The 20,770-nt window shown below is 70.0% G+C and carries 21 protein-coding genes and 1 pseudogene; 7 read left to right on the top strand and 15 right to left on the bottom strand.

Annotated features, from left to right (window positions below; translation table 11 throughout):
• Window positions 1-3 precede the first annotated feature (3 nt).
• Both AB0G04_RS31325 and AB0G04_RS31320 read right to left on the bottom strand, forming a co-directional pair.
• On the bottom strand, window positions 4-1,251 hold the full coding sequence (locus tag AB0G04_RS31325) for a glycosyltransferase (protein WP_360989970.1): 1,248 nt from the start codon (window positions 1,249-1,251) through the stop codon (window positions 4-6).
• 15 nt (window positions 1,252-1,266) lie between these two features.
• Entirely contained in the window at window positions 1,267-2,046 is a 780-nt protein-coding gene (locus tag AB0G04_RS31320; protein ID WP_360989967.1) for an MBL fold metallo-hydrolase, read from the bottom strand.
• Between the two features lie 274 nt (window positions 2,047-2,320).
• Here AB0G04_RS31320 and AB0G04_RS31315 point away from each other — a divergent pair, with 274 nt between their 5' ends.
• Window positions 2,321-2,704: a hypothetical protein gene (locus AB0G04_RS31315; protein WP_360989964.1), complete on the top strand. Its 384-nt coding sequence runs from the start codon at window positions 2,321-2,323 to the stop codon at window positions 2,702-2,704.
• Between the two features lie 9 nt (window positions 2,705-2,713).
• Here AB0G04_RS31315 and AB0G04_RS31310 read toward each other — a convergent pair whose 3' ends face one another.
• The 5 genes and pseudogenes from AB0G04_RS31310 to clpS all read right to left on the bottom strand — a co-directional run bounded on the left by AB0G04_RS31310 (window position 2,714) and on the right by clpS (window position 5,449).
• The gene (locus AB0G04_RS31310; RefSeq protein WP_360989961.1) at window positions 2,714-3,679 is read right to left on the bottom strand and encodes a cysteine synthase; all 966 of its coding nucleotides are present in this window, start codon (window positions 3,677-3,679) and stop codon (window positions 2,714-2,716) included.
• Window positions 3,680-3,684: 5 nt separating this feature from the next.
• A complete protein-coding gene (locus AB0G04_RS31305) occupies window positions 3,685-4,002 on the bottom strand; it encodes a MoaD/ThiS family protein (protein ID WP_360989958.1) in 318 nt (105 codons plus the stop codon).
• Window positions 4,003-4,062: 60 nt separating this feature from the next.
• Window positions 4,063-4,559 (bottom strand): annotated as a pseudogene (locus tag AB0G04_RS31300) (M67 family metallopeptidase).
• A gap of 62 nt (window positions 4,560-4,621) precedes the next feature.
• Entirely contained in the window at window positions 4,622-5,122 is a 501-nt protein-coding gene (locus AB0G04_RS31295) for a DUF2017 domain-containing protein (RefSeq protein WP_360989955.1), read from the bottom strand.
• Between the two features lie 36 nt (window positions 5,123-5,158).
• On the bottom strand, window positions 5,159-5,449 hold the full coding sequence (gene clpS, locus AB0G04_RS31290; RefSeq protein ID WP_360989952.1) for an ATP-dependent Clp protease adapter ClpS: 291 nt from the start codon (window positions 5,447-5,449) through the stop codon (window positions 5,159-5,161).
• A gap of 118 nt (window positions 5,450-5,567) precedes the next feature.
• Here clpS and AB0G04_RS31285 point away from each other — a divergent pair, with 118 nt between their 5' ends.
• From AB0G04_RS31285 to AB0G04_RS31270, 4 genes are read left to right on the top strand one after another with little or no spacing between them, the layout of a single operon-like run.
• Window positions 5,568-6,854: a nicotinate phosphoribosyltransferase gene (locus tag AB0G04_RS31285; RefSeq protein ID WP_360989949.1), complete on the top strand. Its 1,287-nt coding sequence runs from the start codon at window positions 5,568-5,570 to the stop codon at window positions 6,852-6,854.
• A 9-nt stretch (window positions 6,855-6,863) separates the two neighbouring features.
• The gene (locus tag AB0G04_RS31280) at window positions 6,864-7,442 is read left to right on the top strand and encodes an isochorismatase family protein (RefSeq protein WP_360989947.1); all 579 of its coding nucleotides are present in this window, start codon (window positions 6,864-6,866) and stop codon (window positions 7,440-7,442) included.
• Window positions 7,432-7,935: a GNAT family N-acetyltransferase gene (locus tag AB0G04_RS31275; RefSeq protein WP_360989944.1), complete on the top strand. Its 504-nt coding sequence runs from the start codon at window positions 7,432-7,434 to the stop codon at window positions 7,933-7,935. Before AB0G04_RS31280 ends, AB0G04_RS31275 begins: the two co-directional genes overlap by 11 nt.
• A complete protein-coding gene (locus AB0G04_RS31270; protein ID WP_360989941.1) occupies window positions 7,932-8,522 on the top strand; it encodes an alpha/beta hydrolase in 591 nt (196 codons plus the stop codon). The genes AB0G04_RS31275 and AB0G04_RS31270 overlap by 4 nt, the downstream gene beginning before the upstream one ends.
• A gap of 475 nt (window positions 8,523-8,997) precedes the next feature.
• On the opposite strand, the gene AB0G04_RS31265 is transcribed toward AB0G04_RS31270, so the two are convergent.
• The 4 genes from AB0G04_RS31265 to AB0G04_RS31250 form a co-directional block, all read right to left on the bottom strand.
• Window positions 8,998-10,437: an MFS transporter gene (locus AB0G04_RS31265; RefSeq protein ID WP_360989939.1), complete on the bottom strand. Its 1,440-nt coding sequence runs from the start codon at window positions 10,435-10,437 to the stop codon at window positions 8,998-9,000.
• A gap of 161 nt (window positions 10,438-10,598) precedes the next feature.
• Window positions 10,599-12,347: a cytochrome c oxidase subunit I gene (gene ctaD, locus AB0G04_RS31260; RefSeq protein WP_360989937.1), complete on the bottom strand. Its 1,749-nt coding sequence runs from the start codon at window positions 12,345-12,347 to the stop codon at window positions 10,599-10,601.
• A gap of 112 nt (window positions 12,348-12,459) precedes the next feature.
• Window positions 12,460-13,566, bottom strand: a complete 1,107-nt coding sequence (locus AB0G04_RS31255; RefSeq protein ID WP_360989934.1) for an FAD-dependent monooxygenase — start codon at window positions 13,564-13,566, stop codon at window positions 12,460-12,462.
• Window positions 13,567-13,621: 55 nt separating this feature from the next.
• Complete coding sequence (locus tag AB0G04_RS31250) at window positions 13,622-13,798, bottom strand: hypothetical protein (RefSeq protein WP_360989931.1); 177 nt, start codon at window positions 13,796-13,798, stop codon at window positions 13,622-13,624.
• A gap of 101 nt (window positions 13,799-13,899) precedes the next feature.
• Here AB0G04_RS31250 and AB0G04_RS31245 point away from each other — a divergent pair, with 101 nt between their 5' ends.
• Both AB0G04_RS31245 and AB0G04_RS31240 read left to right on the top strand, forming a co-directional pair.
• Complete coding sequence (locus tag AB0G04_RS31245) at window positions 13,900-15,039, top strand: DNA polymerase ligase N-terminal domain-containing protein (protein ID WP_360989928.1); 1,140 nt, start codon at window positions 13,900-13,902, stop codon at window positions 15,037-15,039.
• Between the two features lie 121 nt (window positions 15,040-15,160).
• The gene (locus tag AB0G04_RS31240; protein ID WP_360989925.1) at window positions 15,161-16,513 is read left to right on the top strand and encodes a trehalase family glycosidase; all 1,353 of its coding nucleotides are present in this window, start codon (window positions 15,161-15,163) and stop codon (window positions 16,511-16,513) included.
• On the opposite strand, the gene AB0G04_RS31235 is transcribed toward AB0G04_RS31240, so the two are convergent.
• The 4 genes from AB0G04_RS31235 to AB0G04_RS31220 all read right to left on the bottom strand — a co-directional run bounded on the left by AB0G04_RS31235 (window position 16,510) and on the right by AB0G04_RS31220 (window position 20,433).
• Window positions 16,510-17,595 carry an S-(hydroxymethyl)mycothiol dehydrogenase gene (locus AB0G04_RS31235; protein ID WP_360989923.1) on the bottom strand — a complete coding sequence of 362 codons (1,086 nt, stop codon included), beginning with the start codon at window positions 17,593-17,595 and terminating at the stop codon, window positions 16,510-16,512. The genes AB0G04_RS31240 and AB0G04_RS31235 overlap by 4 nt on opposite strands.
• Before the next feature lie 52 nt (window positions 17,596-17,647).
• On the bottom strand, window positions 17,648-18,127 hold the full coding sequence (locus tag AB0G04_RS31230) for a MarR family transcriptional regulator (protein WP_360989921.1): 480 nt from the start codon (window positions 18,125-18,127) through the stop codon (window positions 17,648-17,650).
• Window positions 18,128-18,349: 222 nt separating this feature from the next.
• Window positions 18,350-18,739: a cupin domain-containing protein gene (locus AB0G04_RS31225; RefSeq protein WP_360989918.1), complete on the bottom strand. Its 390-nt coding sequence runs from the start codon at window positions 18,737-18,739 to the stop codon at window positions 18,350-18,352.
• Window positions 18,740-18,759: 20 nt separating this feature from the next.
• Window positions 18,760-20,433, bottom strand: a complete 1,674-nt coding sequence (locus tag AB0G04_RS31220) for an EAL domain-containing protein (protein WP_360989915.1) — start codon at window positions 20,431-20,433, stop codon at window positions 18,760-18,762.
• Between the last annotated feature and the right edge of the window lie 337 nt (window positions 20,434-20,770).

Raw genomic sequence — 20,770 nt, 5'->3', positions numbered from 1 at the left:
ACCTTATGCGTAGCGCGCCGCGCCCGCTTCCTCTGCCCCGGACTCGCGTCCCGGCACTCCCACCCGGCGAGGTGAGGGCACCCCGTTGAGGTACGCCCGGGACGGCACCGCCGGCCGGATGAGGCCCGCCGCGGGCACCATGACCGGTTCTGGGATCGCCTCGTGGGCTCGCAGGAAGCCCTCCACCGACCTGCCCCAGCCGTACTGCTCGGCCTGGGCACGGGCGGCCGCGCGACGCTCGATCCGGGGACGCTCCATGAGCCGGCTCACCGCGTCGGCGAACGCCTCGGCGGTGCCGGGGACGGCCACACCCCCGTCGCCGACCACCTCGGGCAGCGCACTCTGCTCGTTCACCACCACGGGCGTGCCGCAGGCCATCGCCTCCAGCGTGGCCAGTCCGAACGTCTCGATCGGGCCCGGCGACAGCACCACGTCGGCGGTGGCCAGCAACGCGGCGACGGCCGGGCGCTCGGAGATGTGCCCGGCGAAACGGACCGGGAGCCGGGCCGCGCGGTACGCGAGTGCGGTTCGCCGGGTGCCGTCACCGGCCATCACCAGCACCGCCGGCACCTTGCCGTTGCGCAGCGACGCCACCGCGTCCACCGCCAGTTCGGGCCGCTTGGCCGCCGAGAGCCGGCTGCAGTAGACAAGCAGCAGCTCGTCGGGGCGCGCATACCGCGACCGGACCGCCATGTCCATCTTGTTCGGGTTGAAGATTTCCAGGTCCACGCCGAGCGGCACTTCGACCAGGTTCGGCGCGCCGATCCGGCGGAACTCCTCGGCCGCGAACGCGGTGGTGCAGACGATCGTGTCGAACGCCTCCGCGGTGCGCCGGTTGAACCGGTCGGCGAGCGCGTCACGTTTCGGCATGCCCCAGACTCCGAGCAGGCCGGCCAGGCTCTCGTGGGACACCATCATCGACCGGACGCCACGCTGCCGGGCCCAGTCGCCGGTCCAGCGCAGGGTGGTGCGGTCGGAGACCTCGATCCGGTCCGGTTCCAGGCTGTCCAGCAGTTTGACCAGCTCGCGCCGTCCGGCGAGGACGCGGTACCCGCCGGTGCGGGGAAGCGGGGCGCTGGGCAGGGTGATGACCCGGCCCTGCTTGGTCATCTTGTCCGAGTGGCGACGGCCCGGGACGACGAGCACGGCCTCGTGACCGGCGGCCTGATAGCCACGACCGATGTGTCGCAGAGCGGTCCGCAGGCCACCGGTGTGAACCGTGACGAAGTTGGCCAGGCGAACGATGCGCATGCAACAACTCCAAGGTCACGACTGCCGGTCTTGGCCCCCCGTACCGACGTGGAGATCGTATCTGGCGCCGGGGCGCACAACTTCCACCGGCCCCGCGTACGCAGCGGTAGCCGCGTCCACAATAGATGCCTCACTGGCCCAGGCAGGCACCAGATGGGTCAGTAGGAGTCTGCCCACATCGGCCTTCGTCGCGGCCTCGCCGGCCTCGCCGCCGGTCAGATGCAGGTCGGGCGGGTTGGCCACGCCGTCCTGGTAACTGGCCTCGCACAGGAACAGGTCGGCGCCGGCGGCCAGCCTGAGCAGCGACTCGCACGGCGCGGTGTCCGACGAGTAGGCGAGGACCCGGCCGTCGTGCTCGATGCGTACGCCGTAGGTCTCGACGGGGTGGTTGACCCGGTCGACCGTGACCTGCAGCGGACCGATCGGGAAGGTGCCCGGCTGAAGGCCGTAGAAGGTGTAGACGTCGTCGACCGGCTCGCCCTCGGTGCTGTAGGCGGCGGCGATGCGCTCAGCCGCACCCAGCGGGGCGTAGACCGGCACGGGCGGCAGCGGACCGGCGGGGTCGTAACGGCGCACCACGACATAGGTGCACGCGTCCAGCATGTGGTCGCAGTGCAGGTGGGTGAGGAGGATGGCGTCGATGCGACGCATGTCCGAGTAACGCTGCAGAGCCGACAGCGACCCGGAACCGAAGTCGATCAGGAGCCGGAACCCTTCGGCTTCCACGAGGTAGGCCGAACACGCCGACTCGGGGCCGGGAAAGCTGCCGGCACAACCGAGAACGGTTAGTCGCATCCGTATCCCTTTGGCTCACACCTGGTCGCGCCACCCGACCGGCCTGTGTCCGACCTCAACCTGGCCGTACCGGACTTCCTGGACCAGTCAATCACGGTGCGAAGCGTACGCCGCGGCCAGCGCTGGACGTTAACAACTGATCGATTTGTCGCTAAATCGACAACGTACATCACAGTGCCCGTGACCTCGCTCATCACCTTTGCACCGTCACGTCCGGTGATCCACCCGCGTTGCTCAGGGTGAACGCTGAAGAAGATCATCTGCTGGAGGCGACGTGACCGCGGTCGACCAGAGTCGCACCACCCGTGTCGTGGTGCCCGCACAGCCGAGATCCGAGGCAGGCGCGGAGGAACCGGCGGTCTTCCGCTTCCCGGCGCCCGACGACCCGCCGCCCACCTCCGGGCGGATGCTCGCGATCGCCGTCTACGGCACCGTACTCGGGCTCTGCGGCGTCGGAGTCGGGCTTTACGCGGTGCTGGCCGTCTTCAGCGGGGCACCCGCGTGGTACCTGCCGGTGCTGGCCCTGCTCACCCTGCTGAGCGTGGCGCCGGTGGTGGCCGCCTTCCTGGCCATCCACCAGCGCACACTGCCTTGGTTCCTGCTGTTCGGCGGCGCACCGCCGATGGCCGTGGCCGTCCTGGTGGCGCTCTCCTACTAGCTAGCTCCTCTAGGCCCAGAGCTGGCCCTCGAGGGCCTCCTCGGCGTCGTTGAGCGTTCCGCCGTACGCACCTGTCGACAGATATTTCCAGCCGCCGTCACAGATCACGAACGCCACGTCGGCCCGCTTACCGGCCTTCACCGCCTCGTGCGCCACGGCCAGCGCCGCGTGCAGAATGGCTCCGCTGGAGAAGCCGGCGAAGAGGCCCTCCACCTCGACCAGCTGACGGGTCCGCAACACGGCGTCCCGCGTGCCGACCGAGAACCGCCGGGTCAGCACCGAGGCGTCGTACAGCTCCGGCACGTAGCCCTCGTCGATGTTGCGCAGGCCGTAGACGAGTTCGCCGTACCGCGGCTCGGCGGCGACGATCTGGATGCCGTCGACCTTCTCCCGCAGGAACCGGCCGGTGCCCATGAGCGTGCCGGTGGTGCCGAGACCCGCCACGAAATGCGTGATCGTGGGCAGGTCGTGCAGCAGCTCCGGGCCGGTCGTCTCGTAGTGGGCGCGGGCGTTCGCCGTGTTGCCGTACTGGAACAGCATCTTCCAGTCGGGGTGCTCGGCGGCGATCTGCTTCGCGGTCGCGACGGCCTGGTTCGAGCCGCCGGCCGCCGGCGAGAAGATGATCTCGGCGCCGTACATCCGGAGCATCTGGGTCCGCTCGGTGGACACGTTCTCCGGCATCACGCAGACCAGCCGGTAACCCCGCAGCTTCGCCACCATGGCCAGGGCGATGCCGGTGTTGCCGCTGGTCGGCTCGAGAATGGTGTCGCCCGGGCGAAGGTGCCCGGACTCCTCGGCCTCACGCACCATGAACAGCGCGGCACGGTCCTTGATGCTGCCGGTCGGGTTGCGGTCCTCCAGCTTGGCCCAGAGCCGCACCGGCGGCGCCCCTTCGGGCACCACCGGGGAGAGGCGGGGCAGGCCGACCAGCGGCGTGCCCCCGCACGCGTCCAGCAGGCTCTCGTAACGAGCCATCGTGCTTACAGACCGCCGAGCAGCGCCGCGGCCGCAGCGAAGCCGAGCGCGCCACCGGCGACGGCCGGAAGAACGGTGATCGAGTCGCCGTCCTTGACCTTGGCGTCGAGCGCACCGAGGAAACGGACGTCCTCGTCGTTGACGTAGATGTTCACGAACCGGTGCAGGCCGCCCTCGGGGGTGATCAGCCGGCCCTTGAGGCCGTTGAACTTGGCGTCCAGGTCGTCGATCAGCTCGGCGAGGGTGTCACCGGCCCCCTCGACGATCTTGGCGCCACCGGTGTAGCTGCGCAGGATGGTGGGAACGCGAACTTCGATAGCCATGGCTGTATTTCTCCTAGAGGAGTCGGACTGGAACGGGCGGACGGGTCGATCGGGTCGCTGTTAGCGGCAGCGACACTCATAGAAGACCGACGCCGGGCTCTGCCCGAACATGAACGACTGCACCGCTGCGGAAATCACGCCTTCACCGTCGCATCCACGATGTTGACCTCTTCCTCGGTCACCACACCGTCCACGATACGGAACGACCGGATCTCCTCGGAGTCCGGCTCGCGGGTCGACACCAGGAGGTAGTGCGCGTTCGGCTCACCCGCGAACGACACGTCTGTCCGGGACGGATAGGCCTCGGTGGCGGTGTGCGAGTGGTAGATCACCACCGGCTCCTCGTCGAGGTCGTCCATCTCGCGCCAGACCCGCAGCTGTTCCATCGAGTCGAACTCGTAGAAGGTCACCGAGCGCGCGGCGTTGTCCATCGGGATGTGCCGGGCCGGCACGTCACTGCCGATCGGTCCGGCGACGACGCCACAGGCCTCGTCGGGATGGTCCCGCCGGGCATGGGCGACGATCGCTTCGACGATCGCACGGTCGATGGTCAGCACACCGTTCACATTACCGTGAGATTTCCCCGAACCCAGCGTGGCGGTTCCCACACCGCCGGCGCTCAGTCGATCTCCGGGAGCGCGTTCAGCAGCGACTCCTGCAGGTAGCCGAGGTACGCGTACACCGACAGCTGGAACACCCGGCTCGACCCGGCGTCCTCCAGCACCGCCTGGTCCAGCTCGTCGCTCAGATCGGTGTCGGCGTGGATCTCCAGCCGGGTACCCATGGCGAGCCGGGCGTCGTTGATCGCCCGCAGCCACGCCTCGGCCGCCTCGCCGTCCAGGCGGACCTCACCCTCGCCCTCGTCCGGCAGGGCCGCCAGGATCGCGCCCGCCTGGTCGATCTTGCTGGTCTTGAGATCGCCCTCGGTGTAGAGGCGGAATTCCTGGGAATCCTCCGGGAGCTCCGGATAGATGTCCGGGAAGAGGCGGGCGACCACCGGATCGGTGTGGTCCATCCCATCGGTCAGCAGGCCGACCACCTCAGCGGCAACCTTGCGCAGGACCCGCACCTCGTCGTGCGCGAACGTGGCAACACAGTGGCCGCCGCTGCGTCGGAACATCCTTCTACCCCACCCGCTTGTCGGGACCGGTCCCTGTCAACCCCGGTCAACCGTGGCCCAGAGACCGTATCCGTGCAGTTGGTTGGCGTCCATCTCCATGCGCTCACGCGCGCCGATCGAGACCACCGCCTTGCCCTTCGTGTGCACGTCCATCATCAGCCTCTCGGCCTTTTCCTTGCTGTAGCCGAAGAGCTTCTGGAAGACCCAGGTCACATACGACATGAGATTGACCGGGTCGTCCCAGACGATGGTCACCCACGGCCGGTCCTCGGCCGGCACATCCTGAATCTCCGGCGTCTCGACGGGAGCAACCTGAGGCAACGCCATGCCCACCATGGTGCCACCGGATCCGGCGAACCGGTGAACCAGGCATCCAACCGCTGGTCAACGGCCGCGTCACGCCCCGCGGAGGACAGGCGGGCCACCGGCGCAATAGGGTGGTCCCGTGGAGACGATCGCGCCGGCCCTGATGACCGATCAGTACGAGCTGACCATGGTCAGTGCCGCGCTGCGCGACGGCACCGCCGACCGGCAGTGCGTCTTCGAGGTGTTCGCGCGCCGGCTGCCCACCGGGCGGCGCTACGGCGTGGTGGCGGGCACCGGCCGTCTGATCGAGCTGATCCGCGAATTCCGGTTCGAGCCGGGCGAGATCGAGTTCCTGCGCTCGGCCGGGATCATCGACGAGGTGGCGGCGGAATGGCTGGCCGGCTACCGGTTCACCGGTGACATCGAGGGCTACTCCGAGGGCGAGTTGTTCTTCCCCGGATCGCCGATCCTGACCGTTTCCGGCAAGTTCGCCGAGTGCGTGGTGCTGGAGACGCTGATCCTCTCGGTGCTCAACCACGACTGCGCGATCGCGGCCGCCGCGGCCCGCATGGTCACCGCGGCCCGCGGGCGCCCGATCATCGAGATGGGCTCGCGGCGCACGCACGAGCACGCCGCGGTGGCCGCCGCGCGCGCCGCCTACCTGGCCGGGTTCGCCTCCACCTCGAACCTCGCCGCCGGGCGCGCATACGGCATCCCCACCACCGGCACCTCCGCGCACGCCTTCACGCTCCTGCACGACGACGAGCCGGCCGCGTTCGCGTCGCAGGTGGCCGCTCTGGGCAAGAACACCACGCTGCTCGTCGACACGTACGACATCAGCCAGGGCATCCGCAACGCGATCGCGGTGGCCGGGCCGGATCTGCGTGCCGTTCGCATCGACTCCGGTGACCTGTCCGTCCTGGCGCAGCAGTCCCGGGAACTGCTCGACTCGCTCGGCGCCACCGAGACGAAAATCATCGTCTCGGGCGACATGGACGAGTACTCGATCGCGACTCTCGCCGCCGAGCCGGTCGACATCTACGGCGCCGGCACGGCCGTGGTCACCGGCTCCGGGGCACCCACCGCCAGCCTGGTCTACAAGCTGGTCGAGGTCGCCGGCCGCCCGGTGGTCAAACGGTCCGAGAACAAGGCGACCGTCGGCGGCCGGAAGACCGCGATCCGCCGGCACAAACCCACCGGCACCGCCACCGAGGAGATCATCTACTCCCAGGGGGTGCCCGACCACCAGCCCAACGACCGGCTGCTGCAGCGCACCTACATCGAGGCCGGCGAGGTGCTCGACACACCCGGCCTGCCGGAGGCACGCGACCATCTCCGGCAGAACCTGATCTCCATCCCGTGGGAGGGCCTCAAGCTCTCCGCGGGCGACCCGGCCATCCCGGTCGTCATCGTTCCCACCGCCTAGGGGGCCACCGTGTCACGCGCTTTGATCATCGTGGACGTGCAGAACGACTTCTGCGAGGGCGGCTCCCTGCCGGTCGGCGGGGGCGCAGCCGTCGCCAAGGGCATCTCGCTGGTGCTCGACAAGGCCGGCGACCGCTGGGACCACGTCGTCGCCACGAAGGACTACCACATCGACCCGGGCTCGCACTTCAGCGAACACCCCGACTACGCCGACACCTGGCCGGTGCACTGCGTCGCCGGTTCCATCGGCTCCGACTTCCATCCCGAACTGGCCACCGGCCGGATCGAGGCGGTCTTCCACAAAGGCGCCCACAAGGCCGCCTACTCCGGCTTCGAAGGCACCACCGAGTCCGGCGAAACCCTCGCCGGGTGGCTGCGGGGCAAGGGGGTCACCGAGGTCGAGGTGGTCGGCATCGCCACCGATCATTGTGTACGCGCAACCGCGCTCGACGCGGTCGCGGAGGGCTTCGCCACCACCGTGCTGCTCGAACTCACCGCCGGAGTGGCCCGGTCCAGCACCGACGCCGCACTCGAACAGTTCCGTGCCGCGTCCGTCGCGATGACCGGGAGCCCCGTCGTTGACGTCTGAGATCCGGCCCGTCTCCGACGCCGACTGGCCGGGCGTGTGGCCCGTCATCCACGACGTGATCAAGGCGGAGGAGACTTTTCCGTACGACCCGTCGATGCCCGAATCGGTGGCACGTGACATGTGGATCGAGCGGCCACCGGGCCTCACGGTCGTCGCCGCCGACGGTGCCGAGATCCTGGGCACCGCCAAGATGGGCACCAACCGTCCCGGTCCCGGCGCTCACGTCTCCACCGCCAGCTTCATGGTCGCACGGCAGGCGCGCGGCCGCGGGGTGGGCACCGCCCTGTGCCGCTACGCCGTCGCCTGGGCACGGCAGCAGGGCTACGCGAGCATGCAGTTCAACGCCGTGGTGGAGACGAACACGGCGGCGGTCTCGCTGTACCGTCGCGAGGGCTTCCAGGTGATCGGCACCGTCCCGCGGTCCTTCCGGCATCCGGCGCACGGCCGGGTCGGCCTGCACGTCATGTACCTGGAGTTCGACCCGCCGTCATGAGTTTCCTGCTGCTGCACGGATGGCAGAACCGGCGGCCACCGGGTCACTGGCACCACTGGCTGGCCGCTGAACTCGCCACTGCCGGACACGACGTCATCTATCCGCAACTACCTGAACCCGACCGGCCCGTCCTCGCCGACTGGCTGGCCGAACTGCGTACCCATGTCGCCGCCATGCCCGGCGACGACCGGACGGTGGTCTGCCACAGTCTCAGTTGCCTGCTCTGGCTGCACGCCGCGGCCGGCGGCGAGGTGCCGCTGCCGGTCGACCGGGTCCTGCTGGTCGCACCACCCGGCCCCGACGTGGTCGCCGGCATCCCGGAGATCGCCGGCTTCCTTCCACCGCCGATGCCCGCCGACCGGCTCGGCGCCGCGGCCCGGCACACACGTCTCGTCTGCTCCGACAACGACCCGTACTGCCCGGCGGGTGCGTCAGCCGACTTCGGGATACCCCTCGGGATTCCGACCACGGTCCTGCCGGGCGCCGCCCACCTGGACATGGACGCGGGCTACGGCCCCTGGCCCTCGATCCGGGACTGGTGTCTGAGCGATTCACCGGACACCCCGTTGACGCACCGGCCCGAGTGACCGCCTTACGTCCCCGGCCCGACGGCAACCGCCGTCCCTGAGGCCGCCGGTCAACCCGCGATCGCCGGAATCGTCTCAGCCCGCAAGGCGCAGGCACGGCCATCCGCACCTGAACCTGACCCCGACCACGCCCGCAAGCCCTCCCAGCGCCTCCTAACCGCCGGCCAAACCCACAAAGCTGGCCCTCACCGCTGCCTCAACCCACCGGAGACCACGGCCAGCGCCAGCCGAACCGAACCGAACCGAACCAGCTGGCCCCACCGCTGCCTCAACGCACCCGAGACCACGGCCCACGCCAGCCGAACCCAACCAGCTGGCCCCCACCGCGGCCTCAACGCACCCGAGACCACGGCCCACGCCAGCCGAACCCAACCAGCTGGCCCCCACCGCGGCCTCAACCCACCGGAAACCAGGGCCAACGCCAGCCACACGGGGCTGGTGTATCCGGGACGGTCTGCCTGCGGACGGGGCGCTGTCAGCGCTCGGAACGGGCCTGGCTCGCAGCGGGCTCGCCGGTCGAGACCGGAGCGTCATCGTCCGAGCGCGAAGCAGCAGCGGCTGGAGCGGTCGACCCCTCAGCAGCTGAGGCGAAAGCCGAAGGCGGGGCGGTCGGATCCGCGGGAACTGCGGCCTGGGCCGGGAGCGGCGCGGCCTGGGCCGGGAGCGGCGCGGCCTGAGCCGAAAGCGCCGCGGTCGGCGCCACAGCATCCGGGGCCGGAGGCGAGGCGACGTCGGAGCTGGTGGCGCTCCGGCGGCGGTGGCGCAGTTCGGTCGGGAGGACCAGCAGTGCCACCAGGACGCCGACCGCGCCGACAGCGACAAAGCCCCACTCCGGGCCCCAACGGTCGATGGCCAGGCCTGCCAGCGGGGCACCGCAGGCGACGCCGACGGTCAGGGCCGAGTTGTGCAGGCCCATGGCCTCGCCGCGGGCTCCGGCCGGGATCATCCGGCTGATGGCGTCGCTGCTTGCGGTGATCGTGGGGGCGCAGAGGGCACCCGCCGGGATCAGGAGCAGGGCCAGCAGCGCCCAGTGGTCGCCGCCGAAACCGACGGGGATGGTCAGGAGGGCCATCGGGGTGAACAGCAGCAGGGCCGGGACGCCGCGCCGCACCAGGCCGTAGGCGAAGCCGCCCATCAGGGAGAAGAGCGCCCACAGCGACAGGACCAGGCCGGCCCACTGGGTCTGGCCGGAGTCGCGCAGGATGGCGACGACTGCCACGTCGGTGCCGGACAGGACCAGGGTGGCGGCCATCGTGACGGCGAGGATGGCGACGAAACGGGGTTTGAGCCAGCTGCGCCTCGGCACCCGTTCACCGGAGACCGGGGCCTCGTGGGCGGCCCGGACCGGCGGGTTGAGCAGCCACAGGCCGATGCCGGCGAGGAGGATGCCGACGGCCAGGGAAAGCATGGCCGCACGGGAGGAGGCGTTGGTGACGATCAGGACGCCGAGGGCGGGGCCGGCCATGAACGACAACTCGGTGGTCATCGAGTCGAGCGCGAAGGCCGGCAGGCGATGCGACTCGGGGGTGAGTGCGGCGATCGCCTGGCGGGCCACCGAGAAGGCGGGCAGGGCCAGGAATCCGCCGAGGGCGGCGACCGGGAGCAGCACCCAGTACGGCAGGGCCTGCGCCACCAGCCAGTAGACGACCTCGGCGACCGTGGTCAGGACGAGAACGGGTCGCAGGCCCCACCGGTCGATGAGCCGCCCCATGATGGGCGCGCCGACCGAGCCGCCGATCGTCGATGCCGCGCCGACCAGTCCGGCCGCGCCGTAGCTGAGGTGAAGTCCGTCGACGACGTGCAGGGTGAGCACCACTGTTGCCGCCGCGATCGGGACTCGGGCGAGGGTGGCCACCACCAGCAGCGAGACGATCTTCGGCAGCGCGAGTGTTTCGCGGTAAGGCGTGAGTGACATGTCGGATCCTGACCTCCACCGGACATCCTGCCGTGGGGGTACGACACAACGCCAACCGGTTGTCGGCCGGAACCGCAGCTCAAGGCCCTGATGTGAGGAGAGACGCACCCGAGACGGCGAACGGCCCGTACTCCGGGGAGCACGGGCCATTCAAAAGCCGGTCAGCGGTCGGTCGACACGTCTTCCTGGTAGGTCGCGCCACCGTCGGACTCCGCGGTGAGCGGGCGGGCGCCGCCCTCGGGCGGTCCGGCGATGGTCTGGCCGGCCGCCAGCTCCGGGAACTTCTGGTCGAACGCGGGACGCTCGGAGCGGATCCGCGGCATCCGGTCGAAGTTACGCAGCGGCGGCGGGCTGCTGGTGGCCCATTCGAGCGAGTTGCCGTGGCCCCACGGGTCGTCGACGTTCACGACGCGGCCGACCTTGTACGACTTCCACACGTTGTACAGGAACGGCAGCGTCGACAGGCCGAGGATGAACGAACCGATCGTGGAGAAGGTGTTCAGGAAGGTGAACCCGTCCTCCGGCAGGTAGTCGATGTACCGCCGCGGCATGCCCTTGGTGCCGAGCCAGTGCTGCACCAGGAACGTGCCGTGGAAGCCGATCATCGTGAGCCAGAAGTGGATCTTCGCGAGGCGTTCGTCGAGCATCCGGCCGAACATCTTCGGGAACCAGAAGTAGATGCCGGCGAACACCGCGAACACGATCGTGCCGAACAGCACGTAGTGGAAGTGCGCGATGACGAAGTACGAGTCGGAGACGTGGAAGTCGATCGGCGGGGACGCCAGCAGCACGCCGGAGAGACCACCGAAGAGGAACGTCACCATGAAGCCGATCGCGAAGAGCATCGGCGACTCGAAGCTGATCTGGCCGCGCCACATGGTGCCGATCCAGACGAAGAACTTCATGCCGGTCGGGACCGCGATCAGGAAGCTCAGGAAGCTGAAGAACGGCAGCAGCACCTGGCCGGTGGCGAACATGTGGTGCGCCCACACCGACATCGACAGCGCGCCGATCAGCAGGGTCGCGGCGACCAGGCCCTTGTAACCGAAGACCGGCTTGCGGCTGAACACCGGGATGACCTCGGTGATGATGCCGAAGAACGGCAGCGCGATGATGTAGACCTCGGGGTGGCCGAAGAACCAGAACAGGTGCTGCCACAGCATCGGCCCGCCGGTCGCCACGTCGAAGACGTGGGCGCCGAGCACCCGGTCGGCGGCGAGGGCGAACAGCGCGGCTGCCAGGAACGGGAACACCATGACCGCGAGCAGCGCGGTGACCAGCATGTTCCAGGTCATGATCGGCATCCGGAACATGGTCATGCCCGGGGCCCGCAGGGTCAGGATCGTGGTGATCAGGTTGACCGAGCCGAGGATCGTGCCGAGGCCGGACAGCGCCAGGCCAACGACCCACATGTTGCCGCCGACGCCCGGCGAGTGCAGGCCGTCACTGAGCGGGGTGTAGGCGAACCAGCCGAAGTCGGCGGCGCCACCCGGCGTGAGGAAACCGCCGATGGTGATCAGGCCGCCGAACAGGTACAGCCAGTACGCGAACGAGTTCAGCCGGGGGAACGCCACGTCGGGCGCCCCGATCTGGATCGGCACCACGTAGTTGCCGAACGCGAACACGATCGGCGTCGCGAAGAACAGCAGCATGATCGTGCCATGCATGGTGAACAACTGGTTGTACTGCTCCGGCGACAGGAGCTGCATGCCCGGCTGGGCCAGCTCGGCGCGCATCAGGAGGGCCATCAGGCCACCCAGCAGGAAGAACACGAAGGCCGTGACCATGTACATGATCCCGATCTGCTTCGCGTCCGTCGTGCGCAGGATCCGAGCAAACGCCGAACCCTTGACCTGCCGCCGCACCGGGTATGGTCGGGTCGCGATCGGCGACGGCGCAACGGTCGTCACGAATTGCCTCCGTTGTCTCGTTCGTCCCTCTCGGGTTTCCCCGATGATCGGGCGTACCTCGGTGGCAGAATAGTCCCCCGCGGTCGTTCGGCCGTCGCGGGGTGACCAAACGTCAGACCGGCGACACCAGGGCCCGATAGTGATCGGTGAACACGCGCGTGCCGCGACGGCGGAGCATGGGATCGCGAAGCGTCGGGGGAACGTCGCGGGCACGGTCTCGTTCCCGGGTCCGCTCGCGGACCTCCGTGCAACGCGGCCGCCGTCGATCCTCGTAAGCACGAAGGGCCGCCGGGATGTCCCCGGCCGCGGCCCGCAGTTCCTGGCCGAGCACCCAGCCGTCCTCGAAGGACATCGCGGCACCCTGCGCCAGGGTCGGCGCGGTGGCGTGGGCGGCGTCGCCGACCAGCACGACCGGGCCTTTCGACCAGGACGGGAGCACGATCTCGTCGGTACGGGCCACCTGGACCTTCTCGATCCTGTCGAGGATCGCCGCGACCGGGCCGCCCCACGACCCGAACAGCTCGCGCAGCCGCTCTTTCGGGTCCTCCGGGTTCGGGGAGTCCGGCGCGGTCTCGTCGGCGTAGCAGTACAGCTTGCGGCCGCCCATCGGCATGACCACGAAGGACGAGCGCCGGCCGAGCACCGCGGTCCAGTCGGTGAGAGGCGGGCCGCCGGAGACCACCGAGCGGTAGACGATCTGACCGGTCGGCACGGCCGGGCCGCCGAGCCCGGACCGGTCACGGATCATCGAGCGGCGGCCGTCGGCGCCGACGACCAGGTCATACTCCGCGATGGCGCCGGTGGCGAACTCGACCTTGGCGGCACCCTCGACGATCTGGAGGTCGCGCACCTCGGTCTCGAAGCGCACCTCGCCGCCCACCCCGGTCAGCAGGACCTGCTGGAGGTCGGCGCGGGACAGGGCACGCGACTCGCCGACTCCGGCCCACAGGGCGGCCACGTCCATCTCGAACAGATCACGTCCCCGGGCGTCGAGAAAGACCTGCCGGAAGATCAGGTCGCCGAGCGGGCGCAGCGGCACGTCGAGGCCGAGCAGCCGCAGGGCTCGCGAGGCGTTGCCCGGCAGATAGATGCCGGCGCCGGGCACGACGGTGGCGGGCAGAGCCTCCACCACCTCCGGCCGGAATCCGGCGACACGCAGCCCTCGGGCCGCAGCCAGGCCGGCAATGCCGGCGCCCACCACGAGGATGCGCAAGCTCATCACACCAACGCTTTCTTTTCGATCTTGTCGATGGATACGCGTGGGAGCCAGAACATTACCGCCCGCAACCGTCGCGGGGAACACCCACGAACAGTGTCAGGTCCTGATGAGGCGCCTCGTCGGGCTGTGCGTCCTCTGCGGACAGAGTGGCGAAGGCACGATCGGCGCGGGCCAGGGCGACGGCACGGCGGCGACGGTAGAAGCGGTGCACGGCACGCGGCGAGCGGTTCATGGCGACACCCAACCAGCGGGGTACGACACTTTCGGTGGACGAGCACCACGGAGCGAGTTACATCGGTGTATTTCCGCCCCGCGCCGGGCAGACAATCGGGTATGACCGACCGCCTCGACGAGTACCGGCGCAAGCGCGACGCCCGTCGCACCCCCGAGCCGGTTCCGGACGCGCGGCGGAGGAACGGAGCCCGGACGGGCGACACCGGGCAGAAGAGGGCGGACGACACCGGGCAGAGGAACGGCGCCCGCCGGACGGAGGCGGGCGGACGGTTCGTCATCCAGCAGCACCACGCCCGCAGCCTGCACTGGGATGTCCGGCTGGAGCGCGACGGCGTGCTGGTCTCGTTCGCCGTGCCGCGCGGGCTTCCCCGCGACCAGGGCCGCAACCACCTGGCGAAACACACCGAGGACCACCCGCTGGAGTACGTGGACTTCGCCGGCGAGATCCCGGCCGGCGAATACGGCGGTGGCCGGATGACGATCTTCGACCGCGGCACCTACGAGGCCGACAAATGGCGCGACGACGAGATCGGCGTCACCTTCCACGGGGAACGCACCAATGGACGCTACGTCTTCTTCCAGACCGGCGGGCCGGAATGGATGGTGCGCCGGATGGACCCGGCCGAGCCCGGGTGGGAGCCGATGCCCGAGGCGGCCGCACCGATGCTGGCGACGCCGTTCGCGGGTCTGCCCTCCGACGACGAGGACTGGGGTTACGAGATGGCGTGGGGCGGGCACCGCGTCCTCGCGTACGTCTCGGGAGGAAGGCTGCGCCTCGCGGACGGTGACGGCACCGATGTGACCCGGTGGTATCCGGAGGTCCGGCCGTTGGGCCCGGCGCTCGCGCCGGTCGAGGCCGTGCTCGACGGTGAGATCGTCGCCTTCGCCGGCTCCCGACCGGACCCGGATCTGCTGGCCCGGCGTGCGGCGCCGAAGGATCCCGCCGCGGCGAGACGTGCCGCGGAACGCGCACCGGTGCACTTTCTGCTGTACGACCTGCTGTGGCTGGAGGGGCACTCCACCGTCGAGCTGGTCCGCTACGCCGAGCGCCGCGAGCTGTTGGACGGGTTGTCGCCGGCCGGCCCGAACTGGCAGACGCCACCGTTCTTCTCCGGAGGCGGCACGTTCGCCCTGGACGCCGCCCGCGCCCAGGACCTGCCCGGTGTCGTCGCGAAACGCCTGGACTCGCCGTATCTTCCGGGCCGCCGGAGCCGGCTCTGGCGGGCCGTCCGGGCGTGACCCCACCCCGGTTGCCGGCGCTCCGGGCGGCGGCGCAAAAATGCGTGCGCCCCCTTTCCTGGAGTCCGGCAGACACCGGCCGATGAGCCCGGGCGGCCCAGCGGAAAGGCGCGTTGTCAGCATGCATCCGGACCCCTCCCCGACCGCGCCCGTCGTCCCGGAGATGAGCGCCGAGCTGTGGCGCTCGGCCGTGCGGGTGCTCGACCTGAACTGGACGGGCGGGCACACCGTGCCCTCGCGGACACTCAACCCGCATCAGTGGAGCTGGGACACCGCGTTCACGGCGATCGGCCTGGCCTATGTGAACCCGGCGCGGGCCTGGCGGGATCTGCGCTCCCTGTTCGAGACGCAGTGGCCGGACGGCCGGGTGCCGCACATCGTCTTCGACCGGGACGTCCCGGAGGACGCCTACTTCCCCGGGCCGGCGTTCTGGAACATGCCGGCCTATGCCGGGCGGCCGGCCCAGGGCAGTACCGCTCTGGTCCAGCCGCCGGTGCACGCGCTCGCCGCGTGGGAGGTGTACCGGCACGCGGCCGCGCACGGGGCCGACGCGGTGCAGCAGGCCCGTACCGAGCTGGAGTGGCTCTATCCGCGTCTGGTGGCGCAGCAGGAGTATCTCGGTGACCGGCGGGACGCCGGCGGTGGCGGGCTGGCCTCGATCGTGCACCCGTGGGAGTCGGGGATGGGCAACAGCCCGGCCTGGGACGACGCGCTGTCCGCGGTGCCGGCCGACACCGCGCTGCTGCCCCGCGACCGCCGGGACCCGAATCTCCCGGACGACGTGTACGCCCGCTATCTGGGCCTGGTCCGTGACTACCGGGACGGCGGCTGGTCGGACACCGACCTCGTCGGGCGGCACCGGTTCGTCGTGGAGTGCCCCGGCTTCAACGCCATCCTCGCCACCGCGGAGCTGGCGCTGGCGCAGATCGCCGGGGTGCTCGGCCGTATCGGCGAGGCGAGCCGCCACCGCAAGCGCGCGCAGGTCATCACTGCCGCCGTCACGCATCGGCTCTGGGATCCGGACACCGGTTTCTTTCATGCCCGGGATGTACGGACCGGACGGCTCAGCCCGGCCCGCAGCATCAGCGGGCTGCTGCCACTGATGCTGCCCGACCTGGCGGCGCCGCAGGTAGCGGCACTGCTCGACGAGCTGGCCTCGCCCCGGTTCGGGCTGCCCGCGCCGAGCTACGAGCGGACCGGGCCGGCCTTCGACACCGGCGGGTACTGGCGCGGCCCGATCTGGATCAACGTGAACTGGCTGCTGCGCCGCGGGCTGCTGGTGCACGGCCGGCGACGTGAGGCGGAGGAGCTGGGCCAGCGGCTGGTCCGTCTCGTGCACCAGAACGGCCACTACGAGAACTTCCAGCCGGAGGACGGCAGTGGCCTCGGCTCACCGGCCTTCAGCTGGACTGCCGCCCTCTGTCTGGATCTGCTGGCGGACCGGTCGGCGCCGGCGTACGCCCGCGGAAGTTAGAAGATCACCACGGAGCGCAGCACGTCGCCGGTGTGCATCTTGGCGAACGCCTGCTCGACCTCGTCCAGCGCGATCTCCTCGGTGACGAACGCGTCCAGGTCGAGCCGGCCCTGCTTGTAGAGCTCGGTGAGCAACGGGAAGTCACGGGACGGCAGGCAGTCGCCGTACCAGCTGGACTTGAGTGCCCCGCCGCGGCCGAAGACGTCGAGCAACGGCAGCTCGATGGTCATCTCCGGGGTGGGCACACCGACCAGCACCACGGTGCCGGCCAGGTCGCGGGCGTAGAAGGCCTGCCGGTACGTCTCCGGCCGGCCCACCGCCTCGATCACCACGTCGGCGCCGTTACCGCCGGTCAGCTCGCGGACCGCCTCGATCACGTCGGCCTCGCGGGCGTTGATCGTGTGGGTCGCCCCGAAACCGCGCGCCCACTCCAGTTTCCGCTCGTCGGTGTCGACCGCGATGATCGTGGTGGCTCCGGCCAGGGCCGCGCCGGCCACCGCGCCGTCACCGACGCCGCCGCAGCCGATCACCGCCACCGAGTCGCCGCGGGTCACACCGCCGGTGTTGATGGCCGCGCCGATGCCGGCCATCACGCCGCAGCCGAGCAGGCCGACCGCGGCCGCCCGCGCCGACGGGTCGACCTTGGTGCACTGCCCGGCGTGGACCAGCGTCTTCTCCACGAACGCGCCGACGCCGAGCGCCGGGGACAGTTCGGTCCCGTCCTCGAGAGTCATCTTCCGGGCGGCGTTGTGGGTGGCGAAGCAATACCACGGCTTGCCCCGGTTGCAGGCCCGGCAGTTGCCGCAGACGGCCCGCCAGTTGAGCACCACGAAGTCGCCGGGCGCCACGTCCGTGACACCGTCACCGACCGCCTCGACCACACCGGCCGCCTCGTGCCCGAGCAGGAACGGGAAGTCGTCGTTGATCCCACCCTCGCGGTAGTGCAGGTCGGTGTGGCAGACCCCGCAGGCCTGCACCTTGACCACCGCCTCGCCCGGTCCTGGATCGGGGACCACGATGGTGGCCACCTCGACCGGTTTGCCCTTCTCCCGGGCGATCACGCCCCGCACCCGCTGACTCATCCCGCACGCACCTTCGACGTCGACTGGTCCGATCAGGACAGCCTTCCAGACTTCACCGGGAAACGGGACGGGATCGCACCTCCAGCGGGCTGTCCAGCAACGCCTCGGCAACCTTGGCCAGCTGACGTACCTGGGCCGTGGTCAACCGGTCGAAGATCAGTTGATGGACCGCCTCGGCGTGGCCGGGAGCCGACTCCACGACCTTGTCCCAGCCCTCGTCGGTGAGAACCGCGATCTGGACCCGGCCGTCCCCGGCGTCCCGTTCGCGGCGTACCCAGCCTTTCTCCTCCAGGCGGGCCACCACGTGGGAGAGCCGGGAGAGCGATGCGCTGGCCCGCCGGGCGAGTTTGCTCATGGCCAGCCGGCGGTCCGGGCGCTCGGAGAGGCTCATCAGGACCAGGTATCCCATGTGGGTCAGACCGGCGTCCCGCTGGAGTTGCGCCTCGAGCGCGGCCGGGACCCGGACGAGCACTTCGACCACCTGCCGCCACGCGTGCTGCTGCTCATCGGTCAACCAGCGCGGCTCGTCCATGGTGGCAGGTTAGTGGCGATCGCCGGTTACGGTAGTGCCCGGACAGCCGGGATCCAGCCAAGGCGTTACGGATGGCCCATCGATTCGATCGACTTCCGTGAACGTGGGCAGGTAGGCTGTCCGGGGACTTTAACCCCGACACGGCGCCGGAACCGGCTGGCTGGGGGGCCTCGGCCGGTTCCGGCGTCGTGTACCTAGGGGCTCACTGTGTACCTAAGGGGCTCACTCGGTGGGCGGCTCGTCCTTGCCCGCTTCCTCGAGAGCGTCGGCCTCTTCCTTGGTCTTGTGCACGGCGCCTTCGGCATGCTCCGGCGGGCCGTAAACGGTGTAGAGGACCAGCGGGTTGGGGCCGTCGTTGAGGAAGTTGTGCTTACGGCCGGCCGGCACCACGACCAGGTCACCCTGGGCGACCTTGCGGGTCTGCCCGGAGACGACGGCCTTACCGACACCGCTGACGAAGGTGAGGATCTGGTCCACCTCGTGGACCTCCTCACCGATCTCGCCGCCTGGCGGAACGGTCATGATGACGAGCTGGGTGTGTTTCCCGGTCCAGAGCACACGGCGGAAGTCGGGGCTCTGCTCAGCGACGGTGGCAATCGTGAAGTGCTCCATGGCCTCCGTCGTTACCCAGGTCAGGACTTCCGCAACCGGCCCGGGACCACCGGCGACGGGCGCCCGATCAAGTACCCCTGGACGTAGTCGACGCCCAGCTCGCGCAGCATCCGCAAGGTGGCCTCGTCCTGCACGAACTCGGCGACCGTGTGGATGCCGTACGCCTGACAGACCTGCACCAGCGCTCGCACCAGCACCTGATCCTGTGGGTTGTCGACCAGATCGACCACGTACTCTCCGTCGATCTTGACAAGGTCGATCGGGAAGAGCCGCAGGTAGCGGAAGGACGCGTAACCCGACCCGAAGTCGTCGAGGGCCAGACCGCAGCCCAGGTCGCGGACCCGGTCGGCGAACCGGCGGGCCTCGCTCAGGTTGCCGATCAGCGCGGTCTCGGTGATCTCGAAGGTGAGCTGCGCCGGGTCGACGCGGTAGCGGTCCAGCAGCTTCTCCACCTCGTTGGTGAGGCGGGGGTCACCGACCGAGCGGCCGGAGAGGTTGACCTGCAGGCACAGGCCGGGTTGCTCGGCGGCCAGGCGCATGGCCCGCTCCACCACCCACAGGTCGATGTCGAAGATCGCGTCGAGCCGCTCCGCGGTGTCCAGCACCTGGATCGGTGACTGCGGGCCGTCGGTCTCGTCGAGTACGCGCAGCAGCAGCTCGTGCCGGGTCACCTTGTTGGTCTGCAGCTCGAGGATCGGCTGCGAGTAGAGGGTGAACCGGTCGGTGCCGAGCGCGTCGGCGACCCGGGTGCGGTAGGAGCCCTGCCGATCGCGGACCGGAACCGGGTGCGCGACCAGGGTGAGCGCGCGGTCCGCCTCCCGCGACTGCCGCCAGGCCTGCTCGGCGTCGATCAGCAGGCCGTGGCTACCGGCCTCGGCGTCGCGCTCGAACCGGACCAGGCCGCCCCAGCAGTGGGCCAGCTCGCCCAGCGCCGCGACCAGCTCGCGCGCCTGCTCGCGGGCGGCGCGCCAGGTGGTGCCGGCGAGCAGCACGGCGATCTCGTTGGGCCCGACCCGGCCGACCAGGTGCTCGGGGCGGGCCTTCTCCTCGACCAGCCGGGCGGCGCGGTGCAGCAGGTCGGCGTTGTGGTCGGGGCGAACCGCCTCGACGGTGTCGCCGGTCTGGACCCGGACCACGAGCAGGGCTCCACCGGCGCCGCGCAGCGCACGGTCGATCTCGTCGGCGAACCGGGCACGGATCAGCAGGCCGGTCGCCGGATCGGGCTCGACCAGGGAGGCCTGCACCGTCTCGCCGCGCCGGGTGAGGCGGACCGACTCACGGCGGGCCCGTTCGCGGGCCGAGACGTCGCGCACCGTGCCGCGGATGCCGCGGACCGAGCCGTCCGGGCCGGCCATCGGCTCGATGCTGCAGTCGACGTCGAACCAGCCGCCGTCCGCGCGCATCAGCCGGACCGTGGTGTGCACGGTGTTCAGGCTGGTCCACGCCTCGGTGATGGCACCCAGCGCCTTGGCGTGGTCGTCGCGGTGCACGTGCCGGGCGAGGATCTGCCGGGTCTTGCCCTTCTCGGCGGGAAGCCTGCCGATCATCGCGGAGAACGCGGGCGACCAGACCAGCTGGTCACCGGCGGCGGTGTAGGTGAACCAGGCCGTGCATTCGTCAGCCGGCTGCCGCGGTTCCGGAAGGGCATGCGGCGGCGCGGGATTCAGGCGCTCCCGTTCTTCGGGCACCGTCATATGCCGCCACCTCCCCCCCTGCACATGGCCGATCCCCCTGCCACCAAGACCCCTCACCTATTACGACCTGTCACCGGGCCGTAGTAACAGTGGATGCAAGCGTCAAACTTTTACCGAATCCGCAGGCAAGGCCAGGAGCAGGGAATTATCGCCCATACAGAGGCACGAAACAACCGAATGGACGACCTCGTTCCCTTACATTTCCGTCGAAATACTCTTCGTTACTCCATGACAGACAGTCACTACGAGTGCTTGGTGTGGAACCTTACGCAGTTCCGTACCCCGTTCCCACCGTCCACATGCACTCAACGCATCCGTCGATGCGCTGTGCGTGAGG

The organism is Actinoplanes sp. NPDC023801 (genome assembly GCF_040639655.1).
Lineage (GTDB): Bacteria > Actinomycetota > Actinomycetes > Mycobacteriales > Micromonosporaceae > Actinoplanes.
Note: the sequence above shows the minus strand (reverse complement) of the source record. Positions and strands in the feature narration are given on the sequence as shown.